At 43.1% G+C, this 14,198-nt stretch carries 17 protein-coding genes; all 17 read right to left on the bottom strand.

What is annotated here, in order from left to right; translation table 11 throughout:
- Nucleotides 1–9: 9 nt before the first annotated feature.
- The 17 genes from trpE to NSQ99_RS09260 all read right to left on the bottom strand — a co-directional run bounded on the left by trpE (nucleotide 10) and on the right by NSQ99_RS09260 (nucleotide 13,868).
- On the bottom strand, nucleotides 10–1,560 hold the full coding sequence (gene trpE, locus NSQ99_RS09340) for an anthranilate synthase component I (protein ID WP_251666590.1): 1,551 nt from the start codon (nucleotides 1,558–1,560) through the stop codon (nucleotides 10–12).
- 260 nt (nucleotides 1,561–1,820) lie between these two features.
- On the bottom strand, nucleotides 1,821–2,186 hold the full coding sequence (gene aroH, locus NSQ99_RS09335) for a chorismate mutase (RefSeq protein WP_251666591.1): 366 nt from the start codon (nucleotides 2,184–2,186) through the stop codon (nucleotides 1,821–1,823).
- Between the two features lie 2 nt (nucleotides 2,187–2,188).
- Nucleotides 2,189–3,283, bottom strand: a complete 1,095-nt coding sequence (gene aroB / locus NSQ99_RS09330; RefSeq protein WP_340836292.1) for a 3-dehydroquinate synthase — start codon at nucleotides 3,281–3,283, stop codon at nucleotides 2,189–2,191.
- A gap of 1 nt (nucleotide 3,284) precedes the next feature.
- A complete protein-coding gene (gene aroC, locus NSQ99_RS09325) occupies nucleotides 3,285–4,454 on the bottom strand; it encodes a chorismate synthase (RefSeq protein ID WP_251666593.1) in 1,170 nt (389 codons plus the stop codon).
- 183 nt (nucleotides 4,455–4,637) lie between these two features.
- Nucleotides 4,638–5,420, bottom strand: a complete 783-nt coding sequence (locus NSQ99_RS09320; protein ID WP_340836291.1) for a CheR family methyltransferase — start codon at nucleotides 5,418–5,420, stop codon at nucleotides 4,638–4,640.
- Nucleotides 5,421–5,441: 21 nt separating this feature from the next.
- Entirely contained in the window at nucleotides 5,442–5,885 is a 444-nt protein-coding gene (gene ndk, locus NSQ99_RS09315) for a nucleoside-diphosphate kinase (RefSeq protein WP_251666595.1), read from the bottom strand.
- Nucleotides 5,886–5,911: 26 nt separating this feature from the next.
- A complete protein-coding gene (locus NSQ99_RS09310; protein WP_251666596.1) occupies nucleotides 5,912–6,886 on the bottom strand; it encodes a polyprenyl synthetase family protein in 975 nt (324 codons plus the stop codon).
- A 45-nt stretch (nucleotides 6,887–6,931) separates the two neighbouring features.
- Nucleotides 6,932–7,648: a demethylmenaquinone methyltransferase gene (locus tag NSQ99_RS09305; protein ID WP_340836290.1), complete on the bottom strand. Its 717-nt coding sequence runs from the start codon at nucleotides 7,646–7,648 to the stop codon at nucleotides 6,932–6,934.
- On the bottom strand, nucleotides 7,645–8,502 hold the full coding sequence (locus NSQ99_RS09300; protein ID WP_340836289.1) for a heptaprenyl diphosphate synthase component 1: 858 nt from the start codon (nucleotides 8,500–8,502) through the stop codon (nucleotides 7,645–7,647). Before NSQ99_RS09300 ends, NSQ99_RS09305 begins: the two co-directional genes overlap by 4 nt.
- 109 nt (nucleotides 8,503–8,611) lie before the next feature.
- Complete coding sequence (locus tag NSQ99_RS09295) at nucleotides 8,612–9,142, bottom strand: hypothetical protein (protein ID WP_251666598.1); 531 nt, start codon at nucleotides 9,140–9,142, stop codon at nucleotides 8,612–8,614.
- Between the two features lie 166 nt (nucleotides 9,143–9,308).
- Nucleotides 9,309–9,530, bottom strand: a complete 222-nt coding sequence (gene mtrB, locus NSQ99_RS09290; RefSeq protein ID WP_251666599.1) for a trp RNA-binding attenuation protein MtrB — start codon at nucleotides 9,528–9,530, stop codon at nucleotides 9,309–9,311.
- A 142-nt stretch (nucleotides 9,531–9,672) separates the two neighbouring features.
- The gene (locus NSQ99_RS09285; protein WP_251666600.1) at nucleotides 9,673–9,948 is read right to left on the bottom strand and encodes an HU family DNA-binding protein; all 276 of its coding nucleotides are present in this window, start codon (nucleotides 9,946–9,948) and stop codon (nucleotides 9,673–9,675) included.
- Nucleotides 9,949–10,298: 350 nt separating this feature from the next.
- On the bottom strand, nucleotides 10,299–11,777 hold the full coding sequence (gene spoIVA, locus NSQ99_RS09280) for a stage IV sporulation protein A (protein ID WP_251666601.1): 1,479 nt from the start codon (nucleotides 11,775–11,777) through the stop codon (nucleotides 10,299–10,301).
- A gap of 473 nt (nucleotides 11,778–12,250) precedes the next feature.
- The gene (locus NSQ99_RS09275) at nucleotides 12,251–12,982 is read right to left on the bottom strand and encodes a DUF3939 domain-containing protein (RefSeq protein ID WP_340836288.1); all 732 of its coding nucleotides are present in this window, start codon (nucleotides 12,980–12,982) and stop codon (nucleotides 12,251–12,253) included.
- Nucleotides 12,983–12,997: 15 nt separating this feature from the next.
- On the bottom strand, nucleotides 12,998–13,345 hold the full coding sequence (locus tag NSQ99_RS09270) for a 2Fe-2S iron-sulfur cluster-binding protein (protein ID WP_251666603.1): 348 nt from the start codon (nucleotides 13,343–13,345) through the stop codon (nucleotides 12,998–13,000).
- Between the two features lie 20 nt (nucleotides 13,346–13,365).
- Nucleotides 13,366–13,662: a 2Fe-2S iron-sulfur cluster-binding protein gene (locus NSQ99_RS09265; RefSeq protein WP_251666604.1), complete on the bottom strand. Its 297-nt coding sequence runs from the start codon at nucleotides 13,660–13,662 to the stop codon at nucleotides 13,366–13,368.
- A gap of 26 nt (nucleotides 13,663–13,688) precedes the next feature.
- Nucleotides 13,689–13,868 carry a DUF2768 family protein gene (locus tag NSQ99_RS09260; protein WP_251666605.1) on the bottom strand — a complete coding sequence of 60 codons (180 nt, stop codon included), beginning with the start codon at nucleotides 13,866–13,868 and terminating at the stop codon, nucleotides 13,689–13,691.
- Nucleotides 13,869–14,198 lie beyond the last annotated feature (330 nt).

The following is a 14,198-nucleotide window of genomic DNA, read 5'->3' as shown; positions in this document are numbered from 1 at the left end:
AATCTCCTCCTACTTTACGATTTCATAATCAGAATTAACCGCTGTTTGGTTCACTTGACGATTCGGTGAGAACATTTGCTCTGCCACGCGAATTGCCTTCAGACTTGCTTTCGCCTTGTTCACCGTTTCTAAATACTCACTTTCAGGATTCGAATCCCATACGATTCCTGCACCGCTTTGCACATAGGCGCGATTGTCTTTGAAAATAATCGTCCGAATCGTAATACAAGCATCCATCGAGCCGCCAAAGCCAAGATAGCCAATTGCTCCTGCGTAAGCTCCGCGCGCCTCATTTTCCAGCTCAGCAATGATTTCCATCGCTCTAAGCTTAGGCGCTCCTGATACGGTGCCAGCAGGCAAGCAGGATATGAATGCATCGAAAAAGTCTTTATCTTCACGAAGCTCACCAGATACATTAGATACGATGTGCATGACATGAGAATAACGTTCTATCTCCATAAATGAGTCACAGCGTACGGAACCAAACTTTGAAACCTTTCCGATATCATTGCGACCTAGATCAACAAGCATAAGATGCTCCGCTCTTTCCTTCTCATCTGCAAGCAGCTCTTGTTCTAGTCGCTTATCCTCTTCTACCGTTGCCCCGCGTGGACGCGTACCTGCAATTGGGCGAGTTTCTACCTTGCCATTGCTTACCTTAACGAGTGCTTCTGGTGATGTTCCGACGATGACCTGCTCTCCCATTTTTAGATAATACATGTAAGGAGACGGGTTCATGACGCGCAGGACGCGATATACATGTAGTGGATCAACTGTTGTTTCGATATTGAAGCGCTGGGAAAGCACGACTTGGAAGATGTCTCCTGCTCGAATGTAATCCTTCGCTTGGTTAACATTGGCGATAAATTGCTCTTTTGTAAGATTCGATTCGACCTCACCTAGCTCTGGATCCATATCTAAATTGCCATTCGGTATATCCGTTACGATGTTGACCGAACGAATTTCATCCGTCAGCGCATCAATTTTATTCAACGTTGCGTTATATGCTTCCTCGATCTCACGATCATTCGCTCCATCGGCAATATGAATATTGCTTACTAATAGTAGTTGCTGTTTTAAGTGATCGAATACGATGATCTGATCACAAAACATAAACTGAATATCATTCATACCCATATCGTCGATCCGATGAGCAGGTAGCTTTTCATAATATTGCAGAAGATCATAACCAAAAAATCCGATTGCTCCACCTGTAAAAGGAGGAAAGTCCTGAATAACTGGCGTACGGAAAGCTCTCAGCTTTGCTTTAAGCAGCTCCAGCGGCTTATCATACAGCACTTGCTTGCTTCCTTGCTGCTCAAGCACCATTTCACCGTTCTTACCGTACAGCATCATGAATGGATCAGTTCCAATAAAGGAGTAGCGAGCCCATTTGGCTCCCCCCTCCACACTTTCAAGTAAGAAAGCATGCTCCTTCTTCGCAAAATGCTTAAACAGTCGAATGGGTGTTTCAGTATCTGCCATTACTCTGCGAACGATTGGAATTAAATTATAGCTGCTTGCCATTGAAATAACTTGCTGTAGCTCCGTTGTCATCATAGGCACTCTCCTCTAGGCTTTTCGCCGAATCTTTTGTACAAAATTTATGATATAAAAAAGGCCCCTGCCAATGAGCAGGAGCCGTTAGAATTCAATTCAAATAGAAAATAAGTATAAAAAATGATGCCAAAGCTAGAGTGTATTAAAATACACATACTTCAGCCTACCTATTCAACTATTCTCGTCTCATCTCTAAAACATCTCATCTAAACTCATCTCATCTAATTTTTACTATACGCTATTCACCTTAAATTTGTCAATCACTTTACCAAATCAGGTCGAAGCACCTTAGCGCCACCAAGATAAACATGCTTAATCTCATGCTGCGCCTTTTCTGTATTTACAAGGACCATCAAACGCACACATTTTTCGAGACTACCCTGCACAGGAACCTCTAAGGAACACATTAATGGTACGAGCTCCCAGCCTGGAAGCTGTCGAATCGTTTGTGCTGGAAACGCCTGATCCAAATCCTGCGTTACCGTAATGAGAATGCTCGCAACATCTTCAGGCTGTACATCATTCTCCTGGATTAGTGTCTGTAGCATCGCTAGTGTAACTTCTTTAATCTGTGCTGCATCATTCGCCTCAACAGTTGCAGCTGCTCTAATTCCACGAACTCTCATGATTATGCCTCCTGCTTAAGCTCTTCGATTATTTCTCTTACCCACTGTACAGGTACATCTGGCTTTATCTCCACTTTACCGATTTCGGTTGGAACAACAAAAACAACCGTTCCTTCGGAGAACTTTTTGTCATGCATCATCGCTGCAATGATATCATCTGTATCATAATGTGCTGGGATACGCGTTGGCAGTCCACAGCTTTCAAGCGCTAAAGTCGTAACGCGTAAAAGCTCTTCAGAAGCGCCGTATCGCACCCCTAGCTTAGCTGATCCAATCATCCCGATGGAGATCGCCTCTCCATGCAGAAGCTCATTGTAGCCAGCGACAGCTTCTAGTGCATGACCGATCGTATGACCCAAATTCAAAATTGCTCTTAGACTTGATTCTTTTTCATCTTGTGACACAACCTGTGCCTTCACGCCGCACCCTTTATATAACGCATAACCTAAAGCATCAGGCTTCATCTTGATTAAGTCATTGGCATGCTCGATGCACCACTGAACGAATGATTCATCCCAAATCAAGCCATGCTTAACCACTTCAGATAATCCAGCCTTTACTTCACGCTCAGGTAAGCTTTGCAATGTGTTTAAGTCATACAACACGAATTCAGGCTGATGGAATGCTCCGATAATATTTTTAGCCATCGGATGGTTCACCGCAACCTTGCCGCCAACACTGCTATCATGTGCAAGGATCGTCGTAGGAATTTGGATAAATTTTACACCACGCATATAAGACGCAGCAGCAAAGCCAGCCAAGTCTCCGACAACTCCACCACCAAGCGCTATAATCGCTGATTTACGGTCCAAGCCGCCTTCCAGTGCTTTGGAAACAAGCTGTTCCAAATTCGCCAGTGATTTTGACTGCTCACCTGATGGAACGACTGCAGATACTACGCGATAGCCAGCAGACGATAGTGAAGCAGTAAATTCATCTAAGTATAGAGGAGCTACCTTCTCATCCGTCACAATCATGAGTGGAGATTTTTTGCCTATACCATGATTCTCGAAAAAAGAAGAGACCTCAGCTAAGAGGCCTTCCCCTATATAAATCGGATAAGAACGTTCGCCAAGCTCAACATTCAGCTGACGCATTCTAGTAGTTCTCCAATTGCTCTTTATAGTTTTTAAGGTTAGCGTGAATTTCCTCGATCGAATCTCCACCGAATTTCTCAAGGAATGCACGAGCAACTTCCCAAGTTACAACATGTTCTAGCACGACGCTTGCAGCAGGTACCGCACAGCTGTCAGAACGTTCAACCTGTGCTGTAAACTCTTCTTTTGTATCAATATCTACACTACGAAGTGGCTTGTACAGTGTTGGAATTGGCTTCATAACACCACGCACAACGATCTGCTCTCCGTTTGTCATACCGCCTTCGAAGCCGCCTAAGCGATTCGTTGCACGATGATAACCCTTCTCTGGTGTATATAGAATTTCGTCATGTACCTCTGAGCCGCGCAATTGTGCTGCTTCAAATCCAATACCGATCTCTACACCCTTGAACGCGTTAATGGATACAACTGCTTGAGCAATACGTGCATCAAGCTTACGATCCCACTGAACATGACTGCCTAGTCCGATTGGTACCCCTTCAATGATACATTCTACAATACCACCAATGGAGTCGCCTTCCTGCTTAATTTGATCGATGTAAGCTGTCATTTTTTCTTCCGTCTCTTTGTCCACAACACGAACTGATGATTCCTCAGTACGAGCGATAAGCTCATCAATTGGAAGGTTATTTTTAGGTGCCTCAATCTCACCAATACGAATAACCTGACCCGCTACTTTAATACCAAATTCAGCCAGAAGCTGTCTTGCTACTGCACCGACAGCAACACGAGCAGCCGTCTCTCTTGCGGAGGAACGTTCAAGTACGTTGCGCAGATCCTTCAAGTTATACTTCAAGCCACCATTAAGATCAGCATGACCTGGACGTGGACGGTGAACGCGACGTTTTGTCTCATCATTGCCTTCAATCGGCTCGATATTCATCACTTTCGTCCAATGCTTCCAGTCGTTATTCTCAACAACTAGCGCTACAGGCGCACCTGTCGTTTTACCGTGACGAACACCACCTACAATATTCGCAGTATCCTTTTCGATTTGCATACGACGTCCTCTGCCGTGGCCCTTCTGACGACGCTGTAGCTGAAAATTCAGCTCTTCAAAATCTAGCGTTAAATTACTAGGTAATCCCTCTATAATAGCGGTCAGCTGAGGACCGTGGGTTTCCCCTGCTGTTAAGTAACGTAAACTCAAAACTAGCTCCTCCTTCAACATGCAAAACATTGTTCTGCTTTAGTGTAATGCCGTAAACATCTTTGCTCATTATAGTACAGCACTGCGGGTTTGACAAGAAACTGCAAGCAAAAGCAGAACAAGGTGAGCTGTGCGATCAATATGAAGGCACCTGTGCTCACCTCATCATTACAGCCTTGATAGTTAGCATTTTCGATAGAAAAATGTATCGGCAGTTTCAAATCCATATTGTGATGGAGTGAAGATTTGCTCGGTACTGCCAACGAACAATATACCACCCTTTTTCAGCGCTTTTGCGAATTTATGATACAAATCATGCTTAGCTTCTTCTGTAAAATAAATCATGACATTACGACACACAATGAGATCAAACTCCGAATCGAATGCATCGTACAATAAATTTTGCTGTCTAAAGTCGACCGCGCGTTTCAATTCAGGCTTTACGGAGTATACGCCTTCTTCTTCCAAAAAGTATTTTTTTAGAAAGGATGCAGGCACATCTCTTACCGAGCGATCCAAATAATAGCCCTGTTGCGCCTTTTTCAGCACACCTTGATCTAGATCCGTTGCCAGCAAGTTTGTTTTATGAAGAGCTCCCAGATCATCAAGAATCATCGCAAGCGTATACGGCTCTTCACCCGTAGAACAAGCAGCACTCCATATTTTCAGCTTGGATGAGGACGCGCTAATCATATCCGGTAAAAACTGCTGACGCAGTATGTCCCAGCGCTGAGGATTTCTCCAAAACTCCGAAACATTAATAGTCATCCGGTCTAGAAACTCCTCAAGCATAGCTGGTTGCTGCACAAGCGCCTCGTAATAGGTTTCGAACGTTGTGTATCCATGCTTAAGACGAAGAGTAGTGAGTCTGCGCTTCATCTGAGCTTCCTTGTAAAGCGATAAATCTATCGCAGTCTTCTTCTTTATGTTGTCAATAAATCGTAGAAAGTCCAAGTCGTCTGTCATATTTAAGCCCCCCTATCAAGCTTAAATCCAGCGCTGGATGCTATGCTCATACTCGACAAGCTCCTGCTTAGAGAAGAAGATAGATATTTCTCTAGCAGCGTTCTCTTCGGAATCAGATCCATGGATAAGATTAAAATTCGTATGTACTGCATAATCGGAACGGATCGTTCCCGGTGCTGCTTCAACTGCATTGGTTTTACCAATCATCGCACGTGTTAAAGCAATGACATTATCGCCTTCCCATACCATTGCAAATACAGGTCCGGATGTAATGAATTCAACTAATTTATCGTAAAATGGCTTTCCTTTATGCTCTCCGTAATGGCGCTCAGCAAGCTCTTCTGATATCTTCATAAACTTTGCAGCGACTAGCTTCAAGCCTTTTTTCTCGAATCGTGTGACGAGCTCACCAATTAACCCTCTTTGTACGCCATCAGGCTTAATCATTAAGAATGTTCTTTCCATCGATAATGCCCCTTCCCCTAAGCGCATTAGTAATTTCTCTTACCAACAAAATGAGCAATTTCAGTTAGGCTTTTACGTGCTGAATTAGCGGGCAGTTGCTCCAGAACCGCTAACGCTTTTGCAATATAACGATTGGCCAACTCATCTGCAAGCTGGCTTCCCTCGCTTCTACGAATGTAATGAATGGCTTTGCTCGTATCCGCACCGTCGCCCTCGGAATGGATTCTTTTAATCTCCTGAAGGAGAGGCTCACGAACAGCTTCATCCTGCAATGCAAGAATGACCGGAAGCGTAATGTTGCCTTGGCGAATATCTGATCCTGGAGGTTTGCCAATTTGCTTCTCTGTTCCGTACAGATCGAGCAAATCATCCCGAATTTGAAAAGCCATACCAACATTGTAACCATAACGATATAACGCATTATAATGCTGTGGGCTGCACCCGGAGACAATTCCACCGAGCTGTGTGCTAATCGCAAGCAGCAATGCCGTTTTCCGTCTGATGCGCAGCAAGTAATTGCGTATCGACTGATCCGTATTAAAGAAGTCGCGTATTTGTTCCATTTCTCCAATACACATCTCTACAAGTGCCTTTGACAGCATTTGATGTACGATCGGGTTATTAATTTGAGCAATTTGCGTTAACGCTTGGCCGTGAATATAATCCCCTGTGTACATCGCAATACGATTGTCCCATTTAGACTTTACAGTTAATTGCCCTCTGCGCGTAGTCGCATCATCGATTACGTCATCATGCACAAGCGAAGCCATGTGTATAAGCTCGAGTGTGACGGCTACCTTTTTAAGCTCCTCAAAATGATACGACCCAAACTTTCCGCCAAGTAGTACGAAGATTGGTCGTATCCGCTTGCCACCTGCTTTCAGCAGATGAAGCGCCGCATCTGATAGCAACGGTTGCTCGTCCGTCACGACACGCTCTAGCTCATTTTCTATTTTATTAATATCGCCCTTCATTTTGGCATATATTTCCATCAGTTTCATATTCTCACCCTAACCGTTGCGGCAACTATACTTTTTCTCACCCGCTTACTTTTGTCCGATATGCAACGCTGCAATACCGAAAAAAAAGTTTTTTACATAGACGTTTTTGGAGCCTGCTTCCTCAAACAGTGCTTTAAGCTCTTTCGCATCTAAAAAAAGCTGTAAGGAATCTGGCAGCCACTTGTAGGCTGCAAACTGTTTTGCAAAAGCTTTACCAAGCAACGGTACAATTTTCTCGAAGTAAAAATAATAAATGCTCTTAAATGGCTGCGCCTGAGGCTTTGACATATCAAGGCAGACAATTTTCCCACCTGGCTTTACTACGCGCAGCATTTCGGATACGACCTGCTTATAATCAGGTACATTCCTAAGCCCAAATCCAATCGTGACAAAGTCAAACGAGTTATCAGCAAAAGGAAGCTCCATTGCATTACCTTGCACAAGCTTAATTTGGTCACTTAATCCAGCAGCTGCTACTTTGCGTTTGCCAACTGCTAGCATCTGCTCACTAAAATCAAGACCAACTATGTTACCTGTTCCACTAGCCTTAGCTAAATCAATCGTCCAGTCACACGTACCGCAGCATAAATCGAGTGCGGTTTGCCCTGACTTCACATCCATGAGCTGCATCGTTTTTTTGCGCCAAGCCTTATGCTGCCTGAAGCTCATAATATCATTCATTTTATCGTATTTCGGTGCAATATTTTCGAATAGATCATGCACATGACTTTTAGAAGAATCTTGCATAGAGTTAGAACTCATTGGGCCTCCACTCGTTTCATTGAATATTTCGCAACTTTCATCGCCATTTCCTCCATTAATGCATGAAGCTCAAGCTTCAGCTCGGAAAAATGCTCATGATCTAACAAGCGATGAATCGCTTCATGCGCTGTATGTAGCTTGTCTAGCATAAAATGCTGAATCTTATATTTTTCAAGTAAATGCTCATATTCATTTTGTTTAATTAATGTTTTTTCCTCAGCTGTTATCGTCATGCCGAGCAATGACCAGTAAGCGAAGCTGCGCGCATAGCCGCCCGCTGCCAAACTGTTTTTTAGCTCCTCATAGATTACTTCAAAACGAGACACATAGTGAAGCAGCTCTTCCCATGTGCTGTGCAGCGGATCTTCAAAGAATCGCTTAAAAGGCTGAAACATCTCACTTTTAAGATTTATTCGGCTACTTAAATAGTCCTCTGCAGAAAGAGTAGCTGCCTGAACCTTCTCATATAGCGAAACCTTCATGCGATTCACATCTGCAACCGCTTTACTTAATAGCCCAATAAGCTCCACTTCTCCAGCCTTAGCCAACAAGTGGTAAAAGCGCGCACTAAAGTAATCACCTGCTAAAATTTTTAATTGTCTTGAACGCATTTGCTCTTCCGTTCGTTGTCCAATCTCCGTATCGATAAGATCATGGGTATCCATACCTAGTTGAACTAAAGCTGTTACTATATTATATAGCTCCGAACGCTCCATATTGATATTAGAGCTTCTAAGGGCACCGAATAGCAACTGCAATCTAGGCTCTGCATACGCAGGGAGCTCTGTATGTTGCTGAATCATATCATATTGGACAAATGGTGCTGCAGCATCGGCTACACGGTATTTTTTCATTGATGAAGCCTCCGAACAAAAATAGGTAACATTCCTCTTTACAATGCAAATTATTATATCATATATTTTCTGTCATTCCTAGAAAGGTTATTACGACATCGAATCTTTCTTAAATCTCATAGTGTAATGGCCAAAAAGCTGACTTTCTGATTCGAAGCCATTCATTCCAAGTCCGATCTTCAAGCCAATGGATATCCTCTAACTGCTCAAGCCCTTTTTCAAGCCAAACGTCGTCTTGATGAATCGTAAGCTGAAGCAATTGTTGCTGCTCTTGCTTAAACTTCTCTTCTCTGTATACCTTCAGCTTCAGCTGTTCAATATTGTTGCCGTAGTAAAATGCAAGTGCAATATACATAGGTACAACTCGATATAACTGCTCTTGAATCGTTTCGTCTTGCTTTAACAATAACTCAACTTGCAATACACCGTGCTGCAGCTTAATCGCACTTAGCGTCGTTGTATCAATATGTTCAGACAGTACATCAACGAGATTATTGTTAGTCAACGGCTCACTTTTATGATGTGTCATCGCTGCCAAATGAGTTTTTGGCACTTCGACATAACGGCTGACTATTAAAACGATTCCCAATAACAGGATGACGACAACTAATCCTTTAAGCAGTGCTAATGCTATTCTCATTAACAATCGCTCACTCTCTACATCATTTATAACAGTGTACGGTTGACTTGTACACAATATTCAACTTTTCGAGAGTTTTATAGTGATTGCTGCACAATCAACGACAATTAGTGTTAAGGATATAGAAAAATCCCAGCTCTAGTTGCTGGGATTGACTATATATCCACTATTCATCCGTATGAATTTCGCCGTAACGCGTTAAGACGTGAGCCTTACCTCGAATTTTGATTGCAGAAGTATGGTCTGTAAATTGACATATCAGCACTTCGTTTTTATCTAGCTTTTCTGTATGATGAAATCGAGTATCCTGTCCACGAGTTAATCCCATGATCGTTACTCCTGCGTCTTTCGCTCTAATAACAACATAATCACCTGTTTGCTGCTCCATTGTTTATACCTCGCTTTCTGTAACAAGCATTCTCATGCATTATATTGGATATTCGATGAATTCGCAATGCTGAACCGTTCAGTTCCATATAAAAAAAGCTACAGCAGTCATAGAAGACCCGTAGCTTTAATTTTCACATGCACTATTGTGCAACGATTTCTTTTAACTGCTTACCAGGCTTAAACGCTGGGATTTTGCTTGCAGCAATTTCGATTTCTTCACCTGTTTGTGGGTTACGGCCTTTGCGTGCTTGACGCTCGCGCACCTCAAAGTTACCAAAGCCAACAAGTTGAACTTTGTCCCCGCTCTGTAGCGCATCACCGATTGCTTCAAATACAGCATCCACTGCTTTACCTGCATCCTTTTTTGATAGACCAGATAGCTCTGAAACCTGATTAATTAAATCCGTTTTATTCATAGTTTCACCTCCTTAACGTAGGCTGTTATTTCTCATATTGACCTTTTTCTAGAAATATATACCTTTTGACAATAAAACTATAGTAATACAAGGGACGAGCAAATACAAGTATTGCTGTAACTTTTATATAATTGCTTGAAGTGACTTGTCTTTTCTAAGTTTTGAGCTAGGTTTGTTTCATCTTAATACGATTCTTTCAACGAAGCTAGTAGCCTCAGAACTATTTCCAAATTCGCTTGTCCTATTCCAAGCTATCTTTACTCTTTCAACGTACTATCTTACATACGATACAAAAAACCTCCTGTTATCGTCATCGATAACAGGAGGTTTTTGACTAACAGCTTGGAGCATTATAATATGATTGCAATTAGACCACCAGAGCCTTCATTTATAATTCGGCCAAGTGTTTCCTGTAGCTTATAGCGTGCATTGTCAGGCATCATTGCAATTTTTCCTTGGATGCCTTCTCTTACGATGTTATGCAGCGAACGTCCGAATATATCAGACTCCCAAATCTTAATTGGATCGTTCTCAAAGTCCTGCATTAAGTAGCGCACTAGCTCTTCACTTTGCTTCTCAGTACCGATGATCGGTGCAAATTCTGATTCAACATCAACTCTAATCATATGGATTGACGGAGCTGTTGCCTTCAATCTTACACCAAAGCGTGAGCCTTGACGAATCAGCTCAGGTTCATCCAGCGCCATTTCTGCAAGAGAAGGTGCTGCTATGCCGTAGCCTGTCGTTTTAACCATCTCAAGTGCCTCAGCAAATCGATCATATTCCTTCTTCGCATGAGCGAATTCCTGCATCAGTGCTAGCAGATGGTCTTTGCCGCGAATCTCAACGCCGACCACTTCCATAAGAATTTGATCGTATAGCTCATCAGGAGCATATAGATCAATTTCAGCTACACCCTGACCCATATCCATACCGCTCAAGCCTGCACGACTAATGAACTCGTACTCCATGAATTGACCGACAACACGATCAACATCGCGTAATCTGCGAATATCCTTCACCGTGTCACGGACACAATTCTCAAAGTTCGTACGAAGCCAATGCTGCTCGTTTAATACCATAACCCAGCTAGGTAAGTTAACATTTACTTCGTGTACTGGGAATTCATACAGCACCTCACGTAAAACAGCTAAGCCCTCTTCTTCGTTCATCGTTGCAACGCTTAAGGCGATAACCGGAATATCGTACTTTTCTTGAAGCTCATCTCGTAACGCTAATGTTTCTTCACTGCGAGGCTTAGTAGAGTTCACGATTAGCACGAAAGGCTTACCGACCTCTTTAAGCTCTTCAATGACACGTTCTTCAGCTTCCACGTACGAGCTGCGAGGGATCTCAGCTATGGTACCATCGGTTGTAACTACAACACCTAACGTGGAATGCTCTTGAATCACTTTACGGGTCCCAATCTCTGCAGCTTCCTGAAACGGGATCGCCTCATCAAACCACGGTGTAGTAATCATACGCGGACCGTTTTCATCCTCATAGCCCTTTGCCCCGTCTACAGCGTAACCTACGCAGTCAACAAGCCTCACATTAACCTCAAGTCCCTCGGAAACTCTTAGTTGAACCGCTTGATTAGGTACAAACTTCGGTTCAGTCGTCATAATTGTTTTTCCTGCGGCGCTTTGCGGCAGCTCATCAACAGCTCGGACACGCTCAGACTCTACTGGAATGTTGGGAAGTACCACAGTCTCCATAAATCGTTTAATGAAGGTTGATTTGCCCGTACGGACAGCACCGACTACTCCGAGGTAAATATCCCCGCCAGTTCTTTCGGCAATGTCCTTGAAAATATCTACTTTATTCACTGAATATCCCCTCCCAATTGATTTTCCGGTTCGCCGCCATCCACCGGACAAAAGGGCAGGCCAGCGACGCAACTCGTACATACTTATTGGACTTGTAATATCATATGTTTGCTTTGTCCAAATATTCCGATAGCATACAATTTTTCTCACTGCTCCGCTATCTCTCTTCCAAGACTGAAATATATGTATCACTCTATCGTTATATTCATAGTTGCTTATGTTTATGACCAATTGTAGAATGTGCTGAATACATGAAAACGTAAAAAGGCTTGCTTTTGGGTGGTTAAGTGCTCAACCAAACAAAAGCAAGCCTTTTAGAGGTAGTTCAAAAATCTCAATTTTGATCACGAAGTGACACTGAAGGTGGCTCGACGGCGAAGCTTGAATTCAGCCGAGATTTCCGGTGCTCACGTACCTATTGCGTACGCTGCGCTTCTCAATCTCTAGCTTCATTCGATCTTCTTAGTAAAGTGTTATTCATATGGTACAGGCTCATCGTTTTGCAGCCTGTACTTGGCTGATTTCACAGGCACGTAATCACTGTACATGACAAGCAGCTCGCGTAGGTCGTTTTCATCGGTAAGCTCATAATCAGGATGCTGCATCATCATTTGATAAATATCGCTAGCATAATTAATATAGACAGTGCCGCTTTCGCCGAGCAGCAGCTCAGATATGCTGCCTGAGTAGATGCTGTGAAGCTGAGGAGCCTTCATATCCAATGCTCCGTAATCTATAGCGTAAAAGCCGTCATAGACTTGATCAGCTACGGGTAGCACACCATTGTTACCCTTATAAGCATCCACCTGTCGCTGTACATCGATTATTTTTTGGATCAAGTAAATGCTTTGTGCCTTGACTGTAGGCTTTGTATCCTCATTAAGAATTAAGAAATAATAATTCCCACCGCCCTCGAACGAAGAGCTTGGCAATACTTCTACATAACCTTCCTGCTTCAGCATATCAAAATTGACACGGAATTTTTCATAACGATCTACAGTCGAATCGCTATTATGAATCGGCAAAATACCTTTGTCAGTCATATATTGATCCACTGCCGCCTGTACATTGCGCATTGATTCCTTCGATACTATAGTTGACGAAGAAGAATCCGTTTGCGGATACAAGCAGCCTGATAATAGTAAGGCGATAAGTGTAACAGTTATTGAAAGCTTAATTTTATTCATATTGTAATGCTTCGTCATGTATCTAGAACTCTCCTACCATAAAGTGTCCTCCTCCTGCCGCTGTGCCAGCTGCTTGGCAATCGCAGCTCGCAACGGATCAGGTGGAAGCTGTATTACCACTTGTCCTTCCTGCAAGACTGTCTGGCAAGCCAAGCGAGTTCCCGTTTGCTCTAGCCCAGACAGCTTTCGTCGTTCATTCTCCTTCATAGGTGCGAGACCCGTCCAATCTTCGATATGAACCTTACACATAAAGCACGAGGCATTACCACCGCAACGAGTTACTATTGCGACGCCTGCTCTTCTCGCAGCCTGTAGCACTGTTGTCCCTGAGCGGACCTTTACTTTACGAGCGAGCGGCTCAAACGTTACTTGTACGTCCATTGGGAGCACCCCCGTATCACTTAAAAATATGTTTTATTTTTGGCTACAATCTTTGCGTCACTGCTGTTTATGACGGCCTGACAGCCTAAACGGTAGCCTTCATCAAATTCTTCAGGCTCCAATCGATCCCATTCTTCATCCGTAATTTCTTCTAAATATTGCGCGCCCTCAACAATGAGACAGCGACATCTTGCACATGTTCCTCTTGTGCAAGAAAAGCTCCAGTCCACATTATGCTTAATCGCATGATCTAGCAAAGTTAATCCTTCTTCTGCTTCTACTTTTTTGGTGATCGTCCGACCAGTTAATTCAATCATATTTTACCGCTCCTAATCGTTATGCCTTATATTATTGAGATGACTCCGAGAAAAAAACCGATAATTAAGCTGAAAAATGCAATTGTTGAAAGTACAAATTTAATTACACCCTTTGTCTTATAGCGCGCAAACGTAATTAAAAATGCGGCAAGTGCCATAAGACCAATGCCAATAAGTGAAACCCACATCTTTGTCATCGGATCCATAAACATAATTCCCCTATCCTAAATATGTATGTAAACGTTAATCGTTTCTATTATAGCATCACTCTAGTAATGTGACAAAGCTTGTCGGCGCTCCGTACATAGTGAGGTTTCAATTGCTGTTGTCAGCGCACATAGTGAGGCTTCAATTGCTGTTGTCAGCGCTCCGTAAAGGTGTTGTTTCAATTGCTGTTGTTCCCAGATTTCTCAAAGTATTTTATTGGTCGAAATCTGGATACAAAGGCAACCGCTTCGCTTTTACGCTCTCACTATTACTCCGCTGGGGCTCTTTGCGGGCTCGCTACGCGGGCTTGCCTCACTATTACTCGCCGG

This window comes from Paenibacillus sp. FSL W7-1287 (assembly GCF_038004245.1).
GTDB classification, from domain to species: Bacteria; Bacillota; Bacilli; order Paenibacillales; family Paenibacillaceae; genus Pristimantibacillus; species Pristimantibacillus camelliae.
The sequence above is the reverse complement of the archived record's forward strand: the minus strand, read 5'-3'. Positions and strand labels throughout refer to the sequence as shown.

Excerpts from the sequence above, each read along its gene's own strand:
- NSQ99_RS09320 (WP_340836291.1), bottom strand. The coding sequence starts at position 5,420 with ATGACAGACGACTTGGACTTTCTACGATTTATTGACAACATAAAGAAG.
- aroH (WP_251666591.1), bottom strand. The coding sequence starts at position 2,186 with ATGAGAGTTCGTGGAATTAGAGCAGCTGCAACTGTTGAGGCGAATGAT.
- NSQ99_RS09300 (WP_340836289.1), bottom strand. The coding sequence starts at position 8,502 with ATGAAAAAATACCGTGTAGCCGATGCTGCAGCACCATTTGTCCAATAT.
- NSQ99_RS09270 (WP_251666603.1), bottom strand. The coding sequence starts at position 13,345 with ATGGACGTACAAGTAACGTTTGAGCCGCTCGCTCGTAAAGTAAAGGTC.
- NSQ99_RS09265 (WP_251666604.1), bottom strand. The coding sequence starts at position 13,662 with ATGATTGAATTAACTGGTCGGACGATCACCAAAAAAGTAGAAGCAGAA.
- NSQ99_RS09295 (WP_251666598.1), bottom strand. The coding sequence starts at position 9,142 with ATGAGAATAGCATTAGCACTGCTTAAAGGATTAGTTGTCGTCATCCTG.
- mtrB (WP_251666599.1), bottom strand. The coding sequence starts at position 9,530 with ATGGAGCAGCAAACAGGTGATTATGTTGTTATTAGAGCGAAAGACGCA.
- ndk (WP_251666595.1), bottom strand. The coding sequence starts at position 5,885 with ATGGAAAGAACATTCTTAATGATTAAGCCTGATGGCGTACAAAGAGGG.
- trpE (WP_251666590.1), bottom strand. The coding sequence starts at position 1,560 with ATGATGACAACGGAGCTACAGCAAGTTATTTCAATGGCAAGCAGCTAT.
- NSQ99_RS09285 (WP_251666600.1), bottom strand. The coding sequence starts at position 9,948 with ATGAATAAAACGGATTTAATTAATCAGGTTTCAGAGCTATCTGGTCTA.
- NSQ99_RS09260 (WP_251666605.1), bottom strand. The coding sequence starts at position 13,868 with ATGGATCCGATGACAAAGATGTGGGTTTCACTTATTGGCATTGGTCTT.
- NSQ99_RS09310 (WP_251666596.1), bottom strand. The coding sequence starts at position 6,886 with ATGAAACTGATGGAAATATATGCCAAAATGAAGGGCGATATTAATAAA.
- aroB (WP_340836292.1), bottom strand. The coding sequence starts at position 3,283 with ATGCGTCAGCTGAATGTTGAGCTTGGCGAACGTTCTTATCCGATTTAT.
- NSQ99_RS09275 (WP_340836288.1), bottom strand. The coding sequence starts at position 12,982 with ATGACGAAGCATTACAATATGAATAAAATTAAGCTTTCAATAACTGTT.
- NSQ99_RS09305 (WP_340836290.1), bottom strand. The coding sequence starts at position 7,648 with ATGAGTTCTAACTCTATGCAAGATTCTTCTAAAAGTCATGTGCATGAT.